At 70.9% G+C, this 16,585-nt stretch carries 15 protein-coding genes; 6 read left to right on the top strand and 9 right to left on the bottom strand.

The annotated features are described in order from the left end of the window. Window positions 1-12: 12 nt before the first annotated feature. The 4 genes from ACFYP0_RS03125 to ACFYP0_RS03110 all read left to right on the top strand — a co-directional run bounded on the left by ACFYP0_RS03125 (window position 13) and on the right by ACFYP0_RS03110 (window position 3,422). The gene (locus ACFYP0_RS03125) at window positions 13-888 is read left to right on the top strand and encodes a hypothetical protein (protein ID WP_356978420.1); all 876 of its coding nucleotides are present in this window, start codon (window positions 13-15) and stop codon (window positions 886-888) included. A gap of 69 nt (window positions 889-957) precedes the next feature. Then, window positions 958-1,200, top strand: a complete 243-nt coding sequence (locus ACFYP0_RS03120) for a hypothetical protein (RefSeq protein ID WP_356978418.1) — start codon at window positions 958-960, stop codon at window positions 1,198-1,200. Between the two features lie 204 nt (window positions 1,201-1,404). Beyond that, complete coding sequence (locus tag ACFYP0_RS03115; protein ID WP_356978416.1) at window positions 1,405-1,974, top strand: carboxymuconolactone decarboxylase family protein; 570 nt, start codon at window positions 1,405-1,407, stop codon at window positions 1,972-1,974. A 374-nt stretch (window positions 1,975-2,348) separates the two neighbouring features. After that, window positions 2,349-3,422 carry a DUF559 domain-containing protein gene (locus tag ACFYP0_RS03110; RefSeq protein ID WP_356978414.1) on the top strand — a complete coding sequence of 358 codons (1,074 nt, stop codon included), beginning with the start codon at window positions 2,349-2,351 and terminating at the stop codon, window positions 3,420-3,422. A gap of 124 nt (window positions 3,423-3,546) precedes the next feature. On the opposite strand, the gene ACFYP0_RS03105 is transcribed toward ACFYP0_RS03110, so the two are convergent. Further along, window positions 3,547-4,389, bottom strand: a complete 843-nt coding sequence (locus tag ACFYP0_RS03105) for a hypothetical protein (protein WP_356977597.1) — start codon at window positions 4,387-4,389, stop codon at window positions 3,547-3,549. A 365-nt stretch (window positions 4,390-4,754) separates the two neighbouring features. On the opposite strand from ACFYP0_RS03105, the gene ACFYP0_RS03100 reads away from it, so the two are divergent. Beyond that, window positions 4,755-5,204, top strand: coding sequence for a ribonuclease domain-containing protein (locus ACFYP0_RS03100; RefSeq protein WP_244219186.1), 450 nt, complete (start codon window positions 4,755-4,757; stop codon window positions 5,202-5,204). A gap of 90 nt (window positions 5,205-5,294) precedes the next feature. Then, the gene (locus tag ACFYP0_RS03095) at window positions 5,295-5,660 is read left to right on the top strand and encodes a barstar family protein (RefSeq protein WP_356977599.1); all 366 of its coding nucleotides are present in this window, start codon (window positions 5,295-5,297) and stop codon (window positions 5,658-5,660) included. A 118-nt stretch (window positions 5,661-5,778) separates the two neighbouring features. Here ACFYP0_RS03095 and ACFYP0_RS03090 read toward each other — a convergent pair whose 3' ends face one another. The 8 genes from ACFYP0_RS03090 to ACFYP0_RS03055 all read right to left on the bottom strand — a co-directional run bounded on the left by ACFYP0_RS03090 (window position 5,779) and on the right by ACFYP0_RS03055 (window position 16,417). Then, the gene (locus ACFYP0_RS03090) at window positions 5,779-7,272 is read right to left on the bottom strand and encodes an FAD-binding oxidoreductase (RefSeq protein ID WP_356977601.1); all 1,494 of its coding nucleotides are present in this window, start codon (window positions 7,270-7,272) and stop codon (window positions 5,779-5,781) included. Between the two features lie 151 nt (window positions 7,273-7,423). Further along, window positions 7,424-8,149, bottom strand: a complete 726-nt coding sequence (locus ACFYP0_RS03085) for an HD domain-containing protein (protein ID WP_124861176.1) — start codon at window positions 8,147-8,149, stop codon at window positions 7,424-7,426. An 82-nt stretch (window positions 8,150-8,231) separates the two neighbouring features. After that, the gene (locus tag ACFYP0_RS03080; protein ID WP_356977603.1) at window positions 8,232-9,587 is read right to left on the bottom strand and encodes a pectate lyase family protein; all 1,356 of its coding nucleotides are present in this window, start codon (window positions 9,585-9,587) and stop codon (window positions 8,232-8,234) included. 53 nt (window positions 9,588-9,640) lie between these two features. Further along, on the bottom strand, window positions 9,641-10,855 hold the full coding sequence (locus ACFYP0_RS03075; protein WP_356977605.1) for a Gfo/Idh/MocA family protein: 1,215 nt from the start codon (window positions 10,853-10,855) through the stop codon (window positions 9,641-9,643). Further along, on the bottom strand, window positions 10,845-12,338 hold the full coding sequence (locus ACFYP0_RS03070) for a mannitol dehydrogenase family protein (RefSeq protein ID WP_355493649.1): 1,494 nt from the start codon (window positions 12,336-12,338) through the stop codon (window positions 10,845-10,847). Before ACFYP0_RS03070 ends, ACFYP0_RS03075 begins: the two co-directional genes overlap by 11 nt. Next, complete coding sequence (locus ACFYP0_RS03065; protein WP_386994152.1) at window positions 12,329-13,633, bottom strand: enolase C-terminal domain-like protein; 1,305 nt, start codon at window positions 13,631-13,633, stop codon at window positions 12,329-12,331. Before ACFYP0_RS03065 ends, ACFYP0_RS03070 begins: the two co-directional genes overlap by 10 nt. After that, a complete protein-coding gene (gene uxaC / locus ACFYP0_RS03060) occupies window positions 13,630-15,063 on the bottom strand; it encodes a glucuronate isomerase (protein ID WP_386994150.1) in 1,434 nt (477 codons plus the stop codon). Before uxaC ends, ACFYP0_RS03065 begins: the two co-directional genes overlap by 4 nt. Before the next feature lie 25 nt (window positions 15,064-15,088). Then, window positions 15,089-16,417, bottom strand: coding sequence for a Gfo/Idh/MocA family protein (locus ACFYP0_RS03055; RefSeq protein ID WP_386994148.1), 1,329 nt, complete (start codon window positions 16,415-16,417; stop codon window positions 15,089-15,091). Window positions 16,418-16,585 lie beyond the last annotated feature (168 nt).

Raw genomic sequence — 16,585 nt, 5'->3', positions numbered from 1 at the left:
CCAGGAGCCACCATGACCGCCGAGAATCAGGTCCCCCCAAAATCGGAACTGCACCAGGGCGCCAGCGCCATTCGCCGGCTGCTGACCCGTTTTCGAGCGGCGTTCGACTATTGGGACCGACCGCCAGCACCCGACCTCACCCAACGCCGCCGCCACCCCAGGCCGGTCATCGTGCCAGCTCGGGGCTATGTCTTCTCGTTCGAAATACATGTGGCTCTCACCTGGTACTCGGAAGGTTTGCGGGAGGATCAGCTCGGAGCGTGGTCGCTGCAGTTCGCGGACCTCGCCCGACGGGACGTTGAACACAAGGCGGCGGATCTCGCTCGGCACTTCCATCCTCACCAGGCGGGCGCCCTGGAGATTCAGCTCAACCGTGAGCTCTCTCGCGCTCGTCGACGTTACGAGCGTCAGGGTGTCGTATTGCACTGCAGGCCAGAGGTGCGAGTGAAGCTCGACGAGGACGTGAGGGCGGAACTCCGGCACGTCCACCTGCAGCGGCTCAGGGAGGAGAGCGAGCACGAGTTGCGGATTCGGCGGATCCAACTGACCGACCAGCTGACTCAACGCTGGATTGCTCTGATCGATCGTCTACGCCCGAGCCCACTGGCGCACGCCGCCCTCCGCCTCACCGATCAGGATCTCGCCAACGTCCTCGACGCATTCGTCCTGAAGGAGGAGCGGTCGAACGTCGAGCGCCTGGCTGCTCAACTGGAGGAAGCCCTGCGCCGTAGCGGCCGAGTCGGGCAGCCCCTGGAAGAGCACGAAGCCGCAGAGATCATCAAGCTTCTCGATGACATCCTCAGGGACGAGGCGACCGCACCGACTCCTGAGGCTTCCGGGATGAACGGAAACGGTCGGCACACAGCACCGCCAGCGGGTAGACCGTGACGGAAGGTCGGACGGGAACGCCCCGAAGGGGGTGCGCGACGCAAGGGTCAGCCGGTCAGGATCCCGTTCGTGCAGGCTGCAGTGTTCCTGTCCAAGCCTGGCCTGCGCGTGGAGCTGTCGGAGCGTCATTTGCACGGCATCTTCGGCCCGGAGCCGGCCCTGGGTCACGAACCGGGGCTGATGCCGGCGATCACCTTGCTGCTGCAGCGTCCACCGCAGGACGAACGGCAGCGGGTCACCAAGGAGATGTCGGCGGCGCTACCCGACCTCCTCGACGCCGTGGGCATCGCCCGTAGCCGCAGGCACTACTAGATCGGCGCGTGGGAGTCGACGCGATGGAGTCGCACGAGGCCGGCCCGGCGCTAATCTTCCGGTATGACCCTCGGTCGGTGCGTCTGGACCACTACACCACCCAGTAGGGCGACCGCCTCGACGCGCAGAGCACCGGCCGATTTCCTGACACCGTCCGCAGTCCCAACGGCGTACCGTCCGGGGTCAAGCATGGGGAGGAGCCGGATGAGTTTCCTGCAGCAGGCAGAGCAGTCCCTGGACACCGAGCGGATGTTCGATGCCGACACGAAGGCGATGGGCTACCTGCCCAACTACACCAGGTTGTTCGCCCATAGCCCAGCGGTGTACCTGGCATGGCAGCAGCTCAACGGTTCGGTGAAGGCCGGGATGGAGCTGCGCCGCTATGAGTTGGTGACCCTCGCAGCAGCACGGGCCCTGAAATCCTCCTACTGCGGCCTGGCACATGGAAAGGTCCTACGCGACAAGTTCTTCGACGCGCCAACCGTCGCCGCCATCGCGTCAGACAGTGGCAGCGCCAATCTCTCCGCGCAGGAGGTCGCAGTCGTCGACTTCGCCGGCAAGGTCGCGGCCGATGCAAACTCCGTCACCGAGGCCGACGTCGCGGGCCTGCGTGGTCACGGTCTCGATGACACGGATATCTTCCACGTGATCCTCGCCGTTGGCGCCAGATGCTTCTTCAGCACCGTCCTCAGCGCTGCCGGGGCTGAGCCCGATCCGCAGTACGACGAGAGCCTGGACGTGGATCTGCGGCAGGCGCTGAAGTTCGGCGGTTAGATCCCGAGAGAACGCACCGACCAGGCTGTCCCCAGCGCCCGCGGGCAAGCGCCGACTTGTCGAGGAGGTAGCGTTCGCCGCTCGCAACGCCCCGTGCGGGACATCTCTGCTCCGGTAAGCCCTGGAACGGATCGTTAAGCCCTGGAACGGAATCGCCCAGGCGCTTGTCGGCATCGGGCCTGCAGATCGTTTCAGCCATGTCCATCAGGAATCCGACACCATCAATAGATGCAGGCGGCCCGCGCAGCCGTCTGGCAGCTAAAGAATCTGGCTGACGCGGCGGAATGCCGCATCTTCAGCGACAGGACCCGATTGGCAGTGGCAGGCCAGGCACTTAGGGTCATCGGCGCTGGTCTGGGGGAGAACCGGACGCTGTGCAAAGGGCCTTCACGGACGCTTACCACAATCGACGGCGACCCGAACGGCTGTCCACAGGTGCCTCCGCTGTCCACAGCATCCCTCGCAAGGGCTGCGCTTCACGCCAGGGTGAGCCGGTGGATGCGCGCATACAATCCCTCCTCGTCCGCGGAGGCGGGCTGGTCACTCGACGGGACATGCTGCGGGTGGCCCCTGCTTGGACGATTCAGACCGCCTGGCGCGCGGACCGGTTGATACGACTGCTGCCCGGGGTCTACGGCGACGCCGCGCTGATCTGCAATCCCAACGCCGACGTGCCGATGCTGGCCCGGGTCGAGCGGGACGTCGCCCGACGCGCTGCGCTGGCCTACGTCGACGGGCGTGGGGCGCTGAGCCGCCTGACGGCGCTCGACGTGTGGGGCCTACGCCGCCAGTCACCGGGAGAGCCGCTGTATCTTGACGTGCCGCGAGGATCAGGCCTGCGTGATCGGCCGCATCTGGTCGTAGCCCATCGTTCCGACTTCGCGGTTGCGCCGCCGCAGGTGGTGACACGGGGAGAATTGCCGGTCACCCGGCTCGACCGGACCCTGGTGGACTGTTGGCCGCTGCTGCCGCCGATCGACCGATCGAGTTTGCTCATCCGTGCGGTCAACGATCGGATGACCACGCCGCGGCGCCTGGCCGCCGCCCTTGCCGAGGTGGCGAGAATGCCCGACCGTGGGGCACTGAGCGGTTTGCTGGACCGGCTCGCCGCCGGGTGCCGCAGCCCGTTGGAGATATGGGGCCACGACCACGTCTTCACCGGACCGGGAATGCCGACGTTCACCCGGCAGGCGCGGGTGCAGGTTGGTGCCCGGACGATCTACCTCGACATGTTCGCCGAGGCGGAACGGGTCAACATCGAGCTTGACGGCGCGACCAGCCACGGCGACCCGGCCGAACGCGAGATCGATCTCCGCCGCGACGCCCTGCTCGCGACCGTCGGCATCGTCGTCGTCCGCTTCAGCCACCGCCGCCTCACCAAAGAGCCGGTCCAGGTCCGCCAGGAGACTCTGGCCATTCTCGCCAACCGTGCCCGCCCCTCCCCATGATCAAGTGATGGGAAGTAGGTCCCGCAGGCCCCCCAGACCTACTTTCCATCACTTGATCATGAGGGGCAGGGACAGGGAGAGGGGGAGGGGGAGGGGGCGGGGGCGGGGGCGGGGGCGGGGAGGGCTACTCGGGGGCTGGCGGGGCCGGGGCGGGGGTGGGGTGGGTCTGTTGCGGGGGAAGTCGGGGCGGGGGTGCCGACTCTGGTGAGGGGTTGGCGTGGCGGTGGAGGAGTTCGGCGATCCATCGTGCGGCTTCTCTTTGCGCGGTGATCATGTGGTCGCGGGCGTCAGCCAGGTCGTGGTCGTCCGCGTGATCATCGAGGATTGTCGCCCACTGGCGGCTGAGCTCCTCGGCGTACCTGGCCTGCCGTATCTGCTCGTCGAACTGGTATTCCAGCTTGACCAGGCGGTCGACGTGCGGCTGGAGCGCGGGCAGGATCCGTTCGTCGAGTCGTACTGCGGCGTCGGGGCGGCAGGTGAGCGTGATGTCGCCCCGTTGGTAGTGCCACACGGGATCCTCGGCGAGTGCCCGCTGCAACGCGACCTCCAGGTCACCGGCCCGGTGTGGGGGCAGGTCCCGGGCCGCGTCGGCGGCCAGCCGGGTCAGCCGCTGGACCGCGTTCGGTTGGAAGTACTGCACGTACCAGCTCAGCACCTCGGACCGCAGGCTCGCCGGTGACGACCAGGCGAACGTGGCGCGGATGTAGAACGAGTAGACGTATCCGCGTGCCGGGACCGCGATCAGCCTGGGTGCGTCGCGTTGTTCGACGAGCGGACCGGACGGCGACGGCGCGGCAGCGGAGCCGACGGGTGCCTCGTCCTGGAGCGCGGCGACCAGCCGATCCCAGCTACGTGCCCACCACCGCCAGCCGCGCACACCGGCGTCGCGGGCGATGGTCAACCCTCGTACGCCCCGGTGCCGCCACTGGTCCGCGGGCCTCGGCCTCCCGTCGGGGGCGTCCGTCATGGCACCCCTCCACGGTCACGGATCCGCGTTTCACGCTAACAACCGGTGACCGATATGCCCGCCGCCACGCCGTCACCGAGCAGACGGCATATCGACACGAACCAGGTCATGGGCGCCTTCGACGGTGGGACGCCACCCGACGTTCGGACGATCAGCAGGCCACGGCACAACGTCGGACCGACTCGGCCGGTCAGCCGCGCTGCTCCCGATCAGGCGCGCGCCTACGCAGATGATCTCTCGGGGTTAACCGAACATTGTGGAGCAGTTGGGGTGCCGAGGGGTGTTGTCGTCGACCGGCAGCGGTGAGACTGGGTTCGGTCCGACAATCATGCGGATCGATGGATTGGATGGTCTGGAGGCAGCCTGTGTCCACCCTCGTGTCCCCGCTGGCCACGCTCGGCGCGATCCGCCGGCGTACCACCACCCTCGCCCTGCTCCTCGCCATGGTCGCCGCCGCGCTGGTCGGCCCGTCCGTGGTCTCCCCTCGGTTGACCGACCCGGCCTCGGCGGCGGTCTACAGCTCCTGCACCATGAGCCGCTGCGCGGACGCCCGCACCGCCCGTTCGGGCTGGTCCGCCAAGGGGTTCCCGACCAGCCGCGGCTGGTACTCCTGGAGCGGCGGGAAGTCCAACTTCGCCGGCGGCCAGTTCTACAACTACGAGGGTCAACTGCCCACCAACGCCACCTACTACGAGTACGACGTCTACCCGCGCAACCAGGGCGCCGCCCGGGATGCGTACCGGATCGTGGTGAACCGCAGCACCGGCGTCACCTGGTTCTCGCCCAACCACTACACCGACTTCTACCGACTCTGACCGACCTGGGGCCGGCCGGCTTCGGTCGGCCGGCCCCGCTGCGGCGTCGTCCCGGTCCGATGTCATACCGTTGAGATCAGGAGGAACGTGATGGTCGACGAGCACGTGGGTCGGGTGCCCGATTGGCTGATCGTCTGCCACGACGGCGGCCTCGACGTGCCCGGCGCGGTGGTGTTGGCCGGAGCGACGACGCGAACCAGGGCCGGGCTCTTCGCCACGCTCGCCGCCGTGTTGGCCCTGCCGGCGTACCTGGGGGAGACCTGGGACGCCCTCTCCGACGTGCTCCGGGACCGGCTCGACGCCGGTCCGCTCACCCTGCAGATCACCGACGCCGGCCAATTGCTCGTCGACGAGCCGTCCGATCAGCACGGTCTGTTGCTCGCCGTGCTCGGCGACCTCGCCACCAGCGCCCCGCACCCGCTGCGTGTCGTCCTCGACGAGACCGCGCCGTCCTGACCGGTGAGTCGAGCCCCGCCGTCGGCGGCGGTGGGGACCGCACTCACCGTGGGTGACTCCCGCGCCGGGCGGTCCGGCGGTGCGGGCGGGTGCCACCCGCACCGCCGGTCATCCCGGGTCAGTGCGTCGCGGGCGGGATGCTCTGCTCGTACTGGAAGACGTTGTGCGGGTCGTACTTCGCCTTGATCTTGCGCAGCCGGGGGAAGTTGCGCCCCCAGTAGGCCTTCTCCCACTCGGCCATGCCGATGTTCGGCACGTTGACGTAGGCGCCGTCCACGTAGGGCCGCAGCGCCTGGCTGAACTCGGCGATCCAGGTCTGGGCGATCGGGGTGATGGCGTCGCCGCTGTCGGGCTCGCCGCGGGTGCCCCAGCCGGCGCCGGGCTCGGAGTAGAAGAGCGCGTCGCGGTGCGGGAAGGCCGCGCCGCCGAACGGCTCCTGCCGCTGCGCGCCGCTGCCGAAGGCCTGGGTGAAGAAGTTGCTGTCGGGCGAGGGTGCCTTCTCCATGAACTCACGGACGATGCTGACCGCCTCCTCCGGGAACGGCTCGCGGGTGAACTGGGAGAAGAATTTCCAGTTCGCGGGCTCCTCCGCGGTCGGGATCTGGAAGCCGCCGTAGATGTCGCCCCAGCCGCCGATCTGCACGGTGACCGTGGGGTTGCCGATCGACAGGATCGGCGCCAGCAGCTTCCTGGCCTCTGCCTCGGACCCGTCCGCGAGCACCGCGAACAGCAGGATCTCGGTCGGGTGGACCTCGACCTGGGTGCCGAGGCGGGGGTCGGTGAAGGGTGCGACACGCTGCCAGGCGTCGAAGACCTCGTGCAGGTCGCCGAGGCCGGGCCAGGTCACCTGCAGGTAGGCGACGCTGGTGAGGGGAGCGACCTTGTAGGTCAGGGAGGTGACGATCCCGAAGTTGCCGTTGCCCGCTCCGCGCAGCGCCCAGAGCAGGTCCGAGTAGTTCCACGGGTCCACCTCGAGCACCTTCGCTCCGTCGGCGCCCGCCGCCACGACGATCTCCGCGCCGATCAGGTTGTCGCAGGCCATCCCGATGTAGCGGGTGAGGAAGCCGAAGCCGCCGCCGAGGGTGGCGCCGGAGAGGCCCACGGTCCCCTCCGTGCCCGTCGTCGCCGCGAGGTCGTGCTCACCGAGGGCGGTCACGGCCTCCGACTGGGTGAGCCCCGCGCCGACCTTCGCCGTGCGGGTGGCGGTGTCGATGTGGACGTCCTTGAGCTCGCTGACGTCGATCACGATGCCGTTGTCGACGTTCGACCAGCCTTCCAGGTTGTGCCGGCCACTGCGTACCCGCAGTGCGACGTTGTGCTGCCGCGCCCAGGTGAGCGCATTGACCACGTCCTGGGTCTCCTGAGCGAAGACGATGACCAGGGGATAGTGCACGAACAGCTCGTCCCAGCCGAGGCTGGCCTCCGCGTAGTTGGGGCTCTGCGGGCGGACGATCCGGCCGGTCAGCTGTGCTGGCGGGAACTTCGTGTCGGAGGGCCACCCGGGACCGTCGGCCGCGACGGCCGAGCTGCCGGCGATCACGCTCGGGATGGCGACCGCTCCGGCGCCGACGGCCGTCGCCCTGAGCAGATCACGACGGGAAAGGTCGCGCATGGTCCGAATCCTCTCGATTGGCTACACGCCGGAAAAACGAATCGAGAGGGGCATTTCCTCTCATTAGGCGCAAACCAACCGTAATGGCCGAGGCTTCCGGGCAGATCTGAGAACTTGTCACGGAACCCGGTCGGGTGATCCGGGGGACGGGTCAGTTCGGGGCGGGCTGGTCCAGGATGGCGCTGAACCGCTCCTCGGCAAGGTCCAGCTGGCCGAAGATGTGCCGCTTCACCGCGGGCGACAACGGGGTGTCCGGCCGGCCGATCAGATCCCGGAACAGCGGCACCAGCGGCCGGTACTTCCGGGCCGACGAGATCACCTTCGGCCCGACCGTGTGGATCACGCCCACCCCGTTGTCGGTGAAGTCCGAAACCTTGATCACCCGGGCCCAGGGTTCCCGATCCAGACTGACCGCCAGGTGCTCCCGGTACTGCTCGTTGCGGTCCCGCTCGGGGTCGTACACCGGATTGGTGACCGCCGCGACCAGGGTGGCCACCCGCGGCCCGAACCGCGCGGCGAGCGCGGCCAGCGCGGCCCCGGTCGGGTCGGTGCCCGGGTCGCCGTCGGCCAGCTCGACCGGATGGTCCTCCACCGCGTCGTGCAGCAGACCGGCGACGATCACGTCCACGTCCCGCACCTGGTAGTGGTGCATCAGCCTGATCGCCACCCGCAGCAGGTGGTTCAGGTACGGCTCGCGGACCCGTCGATCGTCGCGGTGCAGTTCGGCGGCGAGGTCGAGCGCGGCGGTCAACCGCGCCCGGGCTGCGTCGTCGAACTGCTGGACCTCCAACCGGAAACGTTCCAGCAGGCCCGGTTCGCCGTGGATCTCGGTGATCGCGTGCATCGGCATGCTGCCCAGGTGCGGCGGGAAGTCCATGCGTCACTTATAGCCGATCTTCACCACATCGATGAGCCCGTACGTCGCCGACCCGACCGCGAGTCGCGGGCGCGCCGAGCCGTCAGATCGGCAGCCGGTCGGCCCCGGCGAGCGGGCCCACCAGGAGGGGGACCAGCGGCGCCGGCAGCACGGGGTCGCGGCGCAGGGTGGGCGTCCAGCCCGCGTCCGTGGCGAGGTCGGGGTCATGGGTCGCGTTGTACGCCGCCAGCAGGTCGACCGGTCGGGGCGCGCCGCCGCCCTGGCGGACCCAGGAGCCTCGCTCGGTCAACGCGGTGCCGCCCCAGTCGTGGAGCAGGTTCGCAGGATCGACCGCCGCGTCCAGTGTGAAGAAGTTGTTCTGCGCGTAGATCGCGGACTGGACACCGACGCCGAGCGCGTACTGGAAGTCGTCCCCACCGAGTCGGTAGTGGTTGTTGTAGATGTCGACCTGACCGAAACGCACCCGGGGCAGCCGTTGCAGGACACCGTCGAAGAGGTTGTGGTGCAGGGTGACCCTCAGCCGGCCCACGTCCGGGCCGACGGTGTTGGACGAGCCGATCAACAGCAGCTTGTCCCGACCCGTGAAGCGGTTCCAGGAGGCGGTGACCAGGCTGGCGGTGTGTGTGACGTCCAGCGAGCCGTCGTGCACCTGGTACGGCCGACCGAAGTACACCGGCTGGGCGCTGTCCGGGTTGTCGCCGTCGGTGAAGGTGTTGTGGTCGACCCAGACGTTCTCGCTGCGGCGTACCGAGATCTGGTCGTACTGGCTGTTCCAGTTGCCTGCCTCGCCGTCGTTCGGCGACCAGGCGGGGAAGCAGTCCCGGGCGTCGACGAGGGTCAGATTGCGGACGATGACGTTCGACGCCCGGTCGATCATGAGGGTGAGACCGGTCAGTCGAGCGCCGCGCAACCCGACGATCGTGGTGTTCGGCCCGACGTTGATCTGGGTCTGCCGGGTCTGGTTGGTCACCGAGCGCACCCGAGCCTCCTCCAGCGGCCCGCTCGGTGGCACCCGTCCCCACACCGCCGGGTCGTACGCGGCCAGGTAGGCGTCCAGCCGGTATCCCGGGTCGGCCAGGTCGGCGCAGCTCAGCGGCGTGCCGTCGGGCCCCTCGAAGCCGTCGATCGCACCGTCGACGTAGATGAGCTTTCCGGTGGCGTCGGCGGCGTTGCCGGCGTTGTCGCCGCCCAGCGCGGCGACCAGCTCCGCCCGGCTGTGGACCACCCGGGTCCGCTCGGGAGTGGCCGCCGAGCCGCCGGTGGTGCCGGGGCCGTCGGCCGCCCAACCGTCCCGCTCGGGCAGTGTCTGCCGGCCGAGGTGCTCGGCCAACCAGGAGAGCCGGTCGGCTGACGGGACGTCCGGACGGGCAGCGGCGGCGGCCGGGGCGGCGCCGAGAAGAAGGGCGACCACTGTGGCGCCGCCGAGGATTCTGCGCATCGACTCACTCCATTCGTTGGTGGTGGAGGTCCGTCCCAGGTAGGTGTCTGCCGCTATCCGGCCAGCTCGGCGCGGTAGGCGGCGGACGCCCACGGCACCCCCAGTTCGCTCGGCAACGCCCCCTGCTCGGCCGACCGGCGCAACACGTCGACGACGCCCCGCAGGTGGCGGACCCGCTCCCCGCCCTCGCCGAGGGTGGTCACCAGCTCGCCGTCGAGCAGCCGGGGCTCCGGCGCGGGCCGCAACGCGTCCAGCAGCGCGGTGAACGGCGCGGTACGGGCCAGCGGTGCGATCAGTGGCACGCCCACCGGGTCGACCCGGTGGGCGAGCAGGTTCTCCAGCAGCCCCAGCCGCCCCGGCACCCGGCGGGTCACCACGTCCCCGGGCAGGCGCAGCCGGTCGGTCGGGTACTCCAGCACCGCCTGCCCCGTCGTACCGGTCACCACCACCTCGCCCGCCACGAACTCCTCGGCGGCCAGGGTCACCGCCACCAGCACCGGTGGCCCGGCGCGGAACCGGACCCGCAGCACGGCGGTGTCCTCCACCTCGATCGGCCGGACCCGGTAGCGTTCCACCTCGATCGCGACCGGCCACGGCGTCGCCCCGGCGAGCGCCTCGGCGATCGCCAGGCACTGCATCACCGCGTGCGCGAGCGGGTTGGCGAGCGCGCCGTCCAGCACCGGTCGGCCGTCCACACTCCGTCGACCGGCCCACGGGGAGCGGGCGTAGTAGGCGTCCGGCCGTTGCCAGGCGGCGATGGTGGAGATGCCGGTGACCGTGCCCAGCCGGCCGGCGGCCAGCGCGTCGGTCAGCGCGGTGAGGGCAGCCGAGCCGAGCGCCTGGAAGCCGACCTGGGCCACCCGGCCGGCGGCGGTGAGTGCCCAGGTCAGCTCCTCGTGCTCGGCCAACGACAGCACCGGGGGCTTCTCCAGCAGCAGGTCCGCGCCGGTGGCCAGGGCGTCGCGGGCGATCGCCAGGTGGGTGTGCGGCGGCGTGCAGATCACCACCACCTCCGGTCGGGTGGCGGCGAGCATCGCCCGGTGGTCGGTGAACACCGCCACCCCGGGCGGTACCGGGGCGGCCGGGTCGTCCTCCACCGGTCGGACGTCGACCAGGGCGACCAACCGCAGCCGACCGGCGGCGTGCAGGGGCGCGATCACCCGCCGGTGCCAGCGACCGTGCCCGTTCGCCCCGATCACCGCCACCCGGGGCGGCGGGGTTGTCCCGCTCACCGCCGACCGGTCCGGGTCGACCCGGTCACCGGGCACCGGCCAGAGTGGCCTCGACGCCGTGCCGTTCCAACGCGGTGAGCCAGGCGATCACGTCGGCGCGGACCTCGTCGTCCTCGGCCACCTCCACCGGGATGACGTCGCGCAGCGCGAAGACCGCGTCGACCGCGCCCGCCGGGCTCTGCGCCCCGGCGTCCAGCGCGGCCCGGATCGGCCCGGCCAGTGGGTCCTGGAGCGGCAACGGCCGGCCGTCGTCGGCGTATCCCAGCGCGAAGCGCAACCAGGACGCCACGACCAGCGCGCCCCAGCGCGCGGACCGCCCGGTCGCGCGCAGGTCGGCGATGGTGTGCAGGACGCGCTGCGGCAGCTTCTGGGAGCCGTCGATCGCCACCTGGAGGGTGCGGTGGTGGATCGCCGGGTTACCGAACCGGGCGAGGGCCTGCTCGCCGTAGTCGACCACCCGCACCCCGTCCGGTGGGGTGAAGCTGGCAGCCACGTCCTCGGCGATCAGCCGGCGCAGCACCTCACGCAGGTGCGGGATCTCCAGCGCGTCGGCGATCGTCTCCCGACCGGCCAAGGCTCCGAGGTACGCGATGGCGGAGTGCACCCCGTTGAGGGCGCGCAGCTTCAACCGCTCCCACGGGCCGGCGTCGTCGGTGAGCACCGCCCCGGCGAACTCCCAGCCGGGCCGACCGCCGGGGAAGTCGTCCTCGATCACCCACTGTGCGTACGGCTCGGCGGCCACCGCGGCCAGGTCGGTCACGCCGAGCGCCCGCCGGGCCGCCTCGATCGTCTCCGGGGTGCTGGCCGGCACGATCCGGTCCACCATGGTGCCGGGGCAGGTGACGTTGCCGGCCACCCACTCGACCAGCCCGGTGGGCACCGCGCCGGCCCGGCTGACCGCCTGGTCGAGCATGCCGCGCAGTCGTCGACCGTTGGCCGGCAGGTTGTCGCAGCTCACCAGGGCCACCGGCCCGGCGTCCGCGGCGGCCCGGGCGGCCAGCCCGCGCAGCAGCAGCCCCGGCACCGTGGTCGGCGGTCCGCCGCCGGCCAGGTCCGCGGCGAGCGCCGAGTCCGGGGACAGCCGGCCGGTCACCGGGTCGAGTTGGTACGCCTTCTCGGTGACGGTCAGGGTCACCACGCGGACCGCCGGGTCGGCGAGCAGCGCCACCACGGCGTCCGGGTCGCTGGGCGCGTGCCGGACACCGCTCAGGGCGCCCACCACCCGGGTGGAGCTGCCGGCCGCGGAGAGGGCGCTGACGCTGAACAGATTGTCCTGCGCGGCGATCGCCTCGACCACGCCGGTGCTGTGCGGGGCAACGGCCATGATGCCCCAGTCACCGCCGGCGGCGCCGACCGCCGCCTCGGTGAAGACGGCCTGGTGGGCGCGGTGGAACGCGCCCAACCCCAGGTGTACGACGCCGGTCGGCACGGTGCCCGGCCGGATCAACGGACGGGCCTCGGCGGGCAGCCGGCGCAGCATGCCCAGGCCGAGCCGGGAGGCCCCGACGGTCACCGCCATGCCGGACCGTCCGGGAAGCGGAACTCGGCGATCGATGCGGGCTTCATGGTGGCGCTGTAACCGGGTCGTTCGGGCAGCAGGTAGCGGCCACCTCGGGTCCGCACCGGATCGACGAAGTGTTCGTGCAGATGGTCCACGTACTCGATCATTCGACCGTCCAGACCGGTGCCCACCCGCAGGTAGTCGAAGATCGCCAGGTGCTGGACGTACTCGCAGAGGCCCACGCCGCCGGCGTGCGGGCAGACCGGCACCCCGAACTTCGCCGCCAGCAGCAGCTCGGCCAGGACCTCGTTGACGCCGCCGACCCGGCAGGCGTCGACCTGCATCACCCCGATCGCCTCGGCCTGGAGGAGCTGTTTGAAGATCACTCGGTTGGCGGCCACCTCACCGGTGGCCACCCGGCAGCGGCCGGCGGTCAACTCGGTCACCGCGCGGGCGATCCGGGCGTGCCCGAGGATGTCGTCGGCGTGGGTGGGCTCCTCGATCCAGTACGGGTCCACCTCGGCCAGCGCCGCCATCGCGGTGATCGCCTCGTCGACGTCCCAGACCTGGTTGGCGTCCATCATCAACAGCGCGTCCGGGCCGATCTCCTCCCGGATGATCCGGGCCCGCCGCAGATCGTCGGCGAGCGGGCCGCCGACCTTCATCTTCATCGCCCGCCAGCCGTCGGCGTACGCCTGCCGGGTCAGCGCCCGCACCTTGTCGTCGGGGTAGCCGAGCCACCCGACCGAGGTGGTGTACGACGGGAAACCGTCACGTTCGAGGGTGGCCAACCGGTCGGCGAGCCCGTCGCGCCCCTTGTCGAGGATGGCGGCCGCCTCGTCCGGGGTGAGCGCGTCGGTGATGTGCCGGAAGTCGACGCTGGCCACCAGATCCTCGGTGGGCAGGTCGGCGAGGAAGCGCCACATGGGCTTGCCGGCCAGCGTTGCCCGCAGGTCCCACACCGCGTTGACCAGCGCGCCGGTCGCCATGTGGATCACGCCCTTCTCCGGGCCCAGCCAGCGCAGCTGCACGTCGGCGCTGAGCGAGCGCCAGAACGCCACCGGCTCGGCCGTGATCTCCTCGATGGTGCGCCCCTGGACGTGGTGGGCCAGGGCACGCACCGCCGCGCAGGTGATCTCGTTGCCCCGGCCGTTGGTGAAGGTGAACCCGGCGCCGGTCGGGCCCGCGTCGGTGCCCAGCTCCACGTACGTCGCCGAGTAGTCACCCCGGTTGATCGCGTCGGAGCCGTCGCCCCGGGCGGCGGTGGGGAACCGCACGTCGTGCACCTCGACGGAGGTGATGGTGGTGGTCACTGGTCAGCCCTTCCGAAGTTGAAGACCCGCCTGGGCAGCCGGTACGCCAGGTCGACGATGGTCTCGGCGGCCTCGTCCATCGGCAGCCGGTGCTCGGCGACGAGCCGGGCCAGGAAGCCGGCGTCCACCCGGCGGGCCACGTCGTGGCGTACCGGGATGGAGCAGAACGCCCGGGTGTCGTCGACGAACCCGGTGGTGTTGTAGAAGCCGGCGCTCTCGGTCACCGTCTCCCGGAACCGGCGCAGCACCTCCGGGGAGTCCAGGAACCACCAGGGCGCGCCGAGCAGCAGCGCGGCGTACCCGCCCGCGAGGGGAGCCAACTCGCGGGTGAAGGTGTCCTCGTCGAGGGTGTAGAGCACCAGTCGCAGCCGGGGGTCGTTGCCGTAGCGCTCCAGCAGCGGGGCGAGCGCGTGCACGTACTCGGTGGCCTGCGGGATGTCGCCGCCGACGTCGCGGCCGTGCCGGGCGTGCAGCCACCGGTTGTGGTTGCGCACCGCGCCGGGGTGCAGCTGCATGACCAGGCCGTCGTCGAGCGACATCCGGGCGAACTCCACGAGCATGTGCGCCCGGAACGCCTCCGCGTCGGCGGCGTCGGCCTCGCCGCGCCGGCCCCGGTCGTAGAGCCGCTCGGCCTCGGCCGGGGTCAGGTCCAGGGTGCGCGCGGTGGGGTGGCCATGGTCGGAGGAGGTGGCGCCGGCGGCGATGAACGCGGCGCGTCGGGCCCGCAGCGCGGCCAGGTAGCCGGCGTACGTGCCGGTGTCCTCACCGGCCCGGTCGCCGAGACGGTCCACGTTGGTCGACCAGCTCTCGAACTCCATGTCCACCACGTCGTCCGGGCGGAACGTGGTGACCACCCGGCCGCCCGGCCCGCCCCACCCGTCGGCGGCGAGCTTGGCGTGCTGCGCGAGGTCGTCCAGCGGTGACTCGGTGGTGGCGAGGACCTCGATGTTGAACCGCTCGAACAGCGCCCGGGGCCGGAAGTCCGGCTCGGCGAGCCGGGCCGCGATCTCGTCGTAGAGGGCGTCGGCGGTGCTCGGGCGAAGCGGCGTGTGCACCCCGAACACCGTGCGGAAGGTCTGCTCCAGCCAGAGTCGCGACGGGGTGCCCCGGAACAGGTGCCAGTGCGCGGCGAAGCGTCGCCAGATCACCCGGCCGTCGGTCTCCACCGGGCTGCCGTCGCGGGTGGGCACCCCCAGATCCGCCGGGGGTACGCCCTGACTGAGCAGCATCCGGGTCAAATAGTGGTCGGGCACGATGAGCAGCTGCGCCGGGTCCGGGAAGGGGCGGTCCTCGGCGAGCAGGGCCGGGTCGACGTGCCCGTGTGGCGAGATGATGGGTTGCTCCGCCGCCAGGGCGTACAGCTCCCGGGCCAGCGCGCGCTGGCCCGGCTCGGGCGGCAGGAGCAGGTCGGTGTGGTCGAACGTGGGCACGGAGGGGGGCTCCTCGTCTCCTGTGTCAGCGGGGGGTGAGCAGGTCGGCGACGCGGACGGGTTGGCCGGTCTCGAAGGACCGGTTGGCGGCCAGACCGGTGAGCAGTGCCAACGCGCCGTCGTCTGCGGTCGCGGCGCGGCCCAACGGGTCGGGTTGACCACCGAGGAGCACCCCGGTCATCCGGGCGTCCGCGCCGCCGTGCCCGTGCCGACTGCGACCCTCCACCGGGATCTGCCGGGGCGGGGCCCAGAACGGGCGCAGGGTGAGCGTCGCACCACCGCCCTCGGCCGGCGCCTGCGCACCGTGCAGGGCAGCGCCCTTGACCGCGCCGGCGGTGCCCCGGTCGACGAAGTCGTTCTCGGCCACGTCCAGCTCCAGCCGGCCCCGGCTGCCGTTGACCATCACCCGGTAGCCCTCCCAGGGCGCGTACGCGGTGAGGTGGTAGCTCATGGTGGCGCCGGTGGAGTAGCGGGCCAGCACCGCCATGTCGTCCTCGATGCTCACCCCGGGCGCGAAGACGTTGCGGTCGCGCTGGTAGCCGTCCTCGGCCTCGGCGTCGAGGTACAGCTCGCGCAGCCGGGGGTGCGCGTCCAGCCGCAGCGCGAACGGGTCGTCGGCGGCGGCGGGGGAGCCGTGCGCCCGGTCGTAGTCGCGGGCGTAGCCGTGCCGGCGACCGTCCTCGCCGTAGAAGAAGAGTCGACCGGCCGCGTACACCTCGACGGGCGTGGCGGCCAGCCACCAGTTGACCAGGTCGAAGTGGTGGCTGGCCTTGTGCACCATCAGCCCGCCGGAGGTGGCCTTGTCGCGGTGCCAGCGGCGGAAGTAGTCGGCGCCGTGGCGGACGTCGAGCAGCCACTCGAAGTGCACCGAGCCGATCTCGCCGACCGCGCCCTCGGCGAGCAGCCGGCGAACCTGTTCGTGCAGCGGGTTGTAGCGGTAGTTGAAGGCGACCGTCACCCGCCCACCGGTCTCGGTGACCGTGTCCAGGATCCGCCGGCAGCGGGCCACGTCCACCGTCATCGGTTTCTCGGTGACGACCTCCCGGCCGGCGCGCAGCGCGGCCACCACGTACTCGTCGTGGGTGACGTCCACGCTGGTGACCAACACGACGTCGACACGCTCGGAGTCCAACATGGCCGCGAAGTCACCGGCCGGGTACGTGGGCACCGGGCGGTGACCCAGCTCGCCCAGCCAACGGTTGTGCGCGTCCATCCGGGCCTGGTTGACGTCGGCGAAGGCGACGAGCTCGGTGGTGTCGGCGTGGTCGAGCACCAGCGCCCGGACGAACATCTCGGCCCGCGCGCCGGTGCCCACGACGGCGTACCGGACTCGCCCGGCGGCTCTCGGTGACATGCGGTCGCCTCCCGTGGTGCTGCAAAGGTTTGCAATGAAGTAATCACGATCGATCCGTTCGCGTCAACGACGACGGCATGATCGGCGTCATTTGTCAGCGTTTGACGGGACTCAGGTCACCAAGGGGAGCGTGGGTGCAACGAAGCCGTAATCATTGACCGTTGACAC

The organism is Micromonospora arida, from assembly GCF_042873195.1.
GTDB classification, from domain to species: domain Bacteria; phylum Actinomycetota; class Actinomycetes; order Mycobacteriales; family Micromonosporaceae; genus Micromonospora; species Micromonospora arida.
Note: the sequence above shows the minus strand (reverse complement) of the source record. Positions and strands in the feature narration are given on the sequence as shown.

Bases quoted from the DNA above. Each gene is read 5' to 3' on its own strand.
- ACFYP0_RS03095 (WP_356977599.1), top strand. From the start codon at position 5,295: ATGGTCGACGAGCACGTGGGTCGGGTGCCCGATTGGCTGATCGTCTGC.
- ACFYP0_RS03105 (WP_356977597.1), bottom strand. From the start codon at position 4,389: ATGACGGACGCCCCCGACGGGAGGCCGAGGCCCGCGGACCAGTGGCGG.
- ACFYP0_RS03090 (WP_356977601.1), bottom strand. From the start codon at position 7,272: ATGCGCGACCTTTCCCGTCGTGATCTGCTCAGGGCGACGGCCGTCGGC.
- ACFYP0_RS03115 (WP_356978416.1), top strand. From the start codon at position 1,405: ATGAGTTTCCTGCAGCAGGCAGAGCAGTCCCTGGACACCGAGCGGATG.
- ACFYP0_RS03070 (WP_355493649.1), bottom strand. From the start codon at position 12,338: ATGGCGGTGACCGTCGGGGCCTCCCGGCTCGGCCTGGGCATGCTGCGC.
- ACFYP0_RS03125 (WP_356978420.1), top strand. From the start codon at position 13: ATGACCGCCGAGAATCAGGTCCCCCCAAAATCGGAACTGCACCAGGGC.
- ACFYP0_RS03080 (WP_356977603.1), bottom strand. From the start codon at position 9,587: ATGCGCAGAATCCTCGGCGGCGCCACAGTGGTCGCCCTTCTTCTCGGC.
- ACFYP0_RS03055 (WP_386994148.1), bottom strand. From the start codon at position 16,417: ATGTCACCGAGAGCCGCCGGGCGAGTCCGGTACGCCGTCGTGGGCACC.
- ACFYP0_RS03085 (WP_124861176.1), bottom strand. From the start codon at position 8,149: ATGGACTTCCCGCCGCACCTGGGCAGCATGCCGATGCACGCGATCACC.